At 67.5% G+C, this 3,502-nt stretch carries 4 protein-coding genes; all 4 read right to left on the reverse strand.

Annotated elements, in window-relative coordinates; all coding sequences use genetic code 11:
* Positions 1-88: 88 nt before the first annotated feature.
* On the reverse strand, positions 89-589 hold the full coding sequence (locus WBB14_RS25385; RefSeq protein ID WP_424242220.1) for a nitrous oxide reductase accessory protein NosL: 501 nt from the start codon (positions 587-589) through the stop codon (positions 89-91).
* On the reverse strand, positions 586-1,416 hold the full coding sequence (locus WBB14_RS25390) for an ABC transporter permease (RefSeq protein WP_013395174.1): 831 nt from the start codon (positions 1,414-1,416) through the stop codon (positions 586-588). Before WBB14_RS25390 ends, WBB14_RS25385 begins: the two co-directional genes overlap by 4 nt.
* A complete protein-coding gene (locus WBB14_RS25395) occupies positions 1,413-2,315 on the reverse strand; it encodes an ABC transporter ATP-binding protein (protein ID WP_424242221.1) in 903 nt (300 codons plus the stop codon). The genes WBB14_RS25390 and WBB14_RS25395 overlap by 4 nt, the downstream gene beginning before the upstream one ends.
* On the reverse strand, positions 2,312-3,502 hold a 1,191-nt coding region (locus tag WBB14_RS25400), incomplete at its 5' end, for a nitrous oxide reductase family maturation protein NosD (protein ID WP_424242222.1). The genes WBB14_RS25395 and WBB14_RS25400, both read right to left, overlap by 4 nt.

Consider the following 3,502-nt stretch of genomic DNA (forward strand, 5'->3'; position numbering starts at 1 on the left):
GGCGAGCGCCAGCGCGCTGGCTGCGGCGGCGATGCCGATGAAACGGCGACGGATTTGGTTCATGGCGATAGGCCTGTAGGTTCGCGGACTATTGGGCGAAGACATAGCTTTCCGGTACGTCGGCAAAGGTGACGACGCGGCCGCCGTGGGTGTCGGCGAAAGCCTGGGCGCGGTCGCGCTGGGAGAACGGGATGGCGTCTTCGGCGCCCATGCCGCCGATGTAGCGGCCCTCGATGACGTAGAACGCCTGGCGCGCGTCAATCCAGGCGGCCGGGTCCGGCGCGCCGTCGGGGCCCGCGGTGGACATGTCGTTGACGTAGATGGCGCTGACGCCCTTGGGTTCCTCGGGTAGCAGCGTGTAGGCGAAGACTTGCTTGATCGAGGAGAACCACACGGGCGCGGTTTGGCCCTTGAGGAAGATCTGCCCCTTGGGGCCCTTGTGCTCGTTGAGCGCCATGCCGCAGTAGTGGCCGACGGACTCGACCGTCACGGCCCGGGGCGCAGGTGCGGCTTCGGGAGCGGCGCCGCTGCCGCAGCCCGCGGCAAGCAGCAGGACGGAAATGGCCAGGGCGAGTTGCAAGCGTTTCATAGCGGCTTGTTCCTGAAAGCCGCCGTTGCCAGCAGGAATGGAACGGCGATCCACAGCAGCAGCGCCGCAATCAGCGCGGCGATGGGCAGGCTGGCCTGGTCGCTGACGCCCGCCATGCCGGCGTACAGCGAAATGTTCTCGAAGCCCGTCAGGTTCAGCAGGCGGTACACGTCCGAGGGATTGAGCAGCAGCAGCGCGTTGAGCAGGCCGGGGCTGACATGGCGTCCCTGGTCCGCCGCCAGCACGCCCAGCAGCGCCATGTCGTAGATCACCACGAAGAACAGCCAGACGCCGACGGCGATGCCCGCCGCAGTGGCGCGCTCGCGCACCAGCGAGCTGATCAGGTAGCCCATGGCGAGAAAGCTCGCGCCCAGCAGCACGCTGGCCCCGATCAGCAGGGCGAAGGGCTGCCAGGCGCTGGCGTCCAGGCCGCCGTAGGCCCATTGCAACGCCAGGCCGGCCGAGCCGTAGCCCGCGCCCGTGGCCAGCGCCAGGATGGCCAGGTGGCCGATGAACTTGCCGATCAGCACCTGCCAGCGCGACACCGGATAGCTCAGCAGCAGCGCCATCGTGCCTCGGTCGACTTCGCCGACCACGGCGTCATAGGCCAGCAGCATGGCGATGAGCGGCACCAGGAAGATCGACAGGCTGGACAGGCTGACCACGGTGACGGTGAGCGGCTCGGCCTTGACGGTGCCGGTGGGCGAGCTGCCCAACAGGCCCAGCGCCAGCGCCAGCGCGGCCAGCAGCAGGGCGGTCGCCAGCACCCAGCGGTTGCGCAGGCCGTCGCGGATTTCCTTGCCGATGATGGTGCATACCGCGTTCATACGTCTTCCCGTTCAAGCAGATGTGCATAGATGTCGTCCAGGCCCGGGACCTGGATGTCGAGGTCGGCAATGGCGGACGACAGCGCGCCGATGCCGCGGATCGCGTCGACCTTGCCGTTCTCCTGGCAGGCCAGCTCAAAACGTCCGGCCTCGATGCGGCGCCAATCGCCGCCGGGCGGCGGCGCATCGGCGTCGGCAAACGTCAGGCGGATGCGGATGGGCAGCCCGGTGGAGCGCCGCAGCGCCGACATCGCGCCGTCGGCGATCTTTCTGCCCGCCTTCATCACGACGATGCGGTCCGCATGGCCTGCCAGTTCCGACAGGGCATGGGTGCTCAGCAGTATCGTGGCGCCGGTGGCGCGCAACTCATGGACGATGTCGTAGAACATCAGGCGCGAGGCCGGGTCCAGACCTGTGGTGGGCTCGTCGAACAGCAGCACCCGAGGCTGACCCAGCAGCGCCTGGGCCAGCGCCAGGCGCTGCCGCATGCCCTTGGAGTAGCCGCCCACGCGGCGGCGCGCGGCGCCCGAGATGCCGACCTTCTCCAGCAGCGCGGCATTGCCCGACAGGGGCTGGCGCTTGAGCCTGGCGTAGAACGCCAGGGTTTCCTCGCCGGTCATCGACGGATGCAGCGCCACGGTTTCGGGCAGATAGCCAATTCTGCCGCGCAAGCGCGCCGCAGCCGGGCTATGGGCGTCCTGGCCGAAGATCGCGACCTGGCCGCGAGTGGGCCGTATCAGTCCCAGGATGAGTTTGATCATCGTGCTCTTGCCAGCGCCGTTGTGTCCGGCGAGGGCGACGCATTCGCCCTCGCGCAGCTGCAGATCCAGGCCGTCGAGCGCCTGGTGCGCGCCATAGTGCTTGCTGACGCCGGTAAGCGCCACAAGGTCGGTGCTCATGGTGATTCCTTGGTGCTTGTGGTGGGCGGGGGCTGCATCAGCGGGGCGCTGTCGATCACACCGCCGGGCAGGATGGCGGGGAACTGCGACTGCGCCCAGCGCACGATGGAAATCGACGGACTGTTCAGCAGGATGCGCGCCGCGGGCGCGCGCCACAGCAGCTGGTCGACCACATCGTTCGGCCGGTACGCGGTATCGGCGATGCCGTCGCCGTCCAGGTCGAAAGCGGTGTTGTCGCTCCAATAGTTGCCACGTCCGTCCACCGACCAGTCCAGCGTGCGGGTGCCCACGTACTTCACCTGGTTGCGGTTGTTGATGAAGGCGTTGCCGGATATCTGGTTGCCTTCCGACCCGGCAGTGAAGTGCACGCCGATGTCGCAATTGGAAAAATGGTTGTCCAGAAAGGTGTTGCGGTTGGCGTTGTAGATGAAAACGCATTTGCCGGCGCGATCCACCGTGTTGTTGGCGATGGTGGAATGGTTGGCATAGTTCAGCATCAGGCCTTGCTCGTGGCTGTCCAGCGCGACGTTGTCGCGCACCACCAGCCGGTGCGAATACATGATGGCGTAGGCGATATCGGTGCCGGTCGAGACGTTGCCGCTGATCTCGCTGTCGTTGGTGTACATGTAGTGCACCGCATAGCGCAGGTCATGGAAGCGGTTGCCGCTGAACGTATTGAGCTTGCTGGTATTGACGAAGATGCCGTCGCGGCCGGCCGAGATGTCGTTGTCCAGCACACGCGTGCCCGGGGTGTTCCAGAGCGTCACGCCGTTGCCTCTTTCGGCCACGCGCAGCTCCTTGTTGCCCACGATGCGGTTGCCGCGGACGGTCGCGTCCGCGGGCCCCCAGACGTGCACGCCCACGAGGTTGTCCAGGATGTCGTTGCGCTCCACCAGCGCGCGGTGCGCCTCGCGGTCCAGGAAGATGCCCGCGTCCATGTCGGACAGGCTCAGGCCCGAACGCGTGACGGTCAGGTTGCGCAGGGACACGTCCGCCGCCTGGACCCAGACGGTGCGCCCCTGGCGCGTGCCGACGATGATGGCCGAGCGGTCCGCCGGGCCTTCCAGCGTCAGCGGTTTGTCGATGACGATGGCGCTGGCATAGGAACCCGGCGCCAGCTTGAGCACGTCGCCGGCCTGGGCGGCGGCGACTGCCGCCGCCAGGTCCGCGCCGGCGGCGATCTCGAG

The organism is Achromobacter sp. (assembly GCF_049647645.1).
GTDB lineage: Bacteria > Pseudomonadota > Gammaproteobacteria > Burkholderiales > Burkholderiaceae_B > Achromobacter.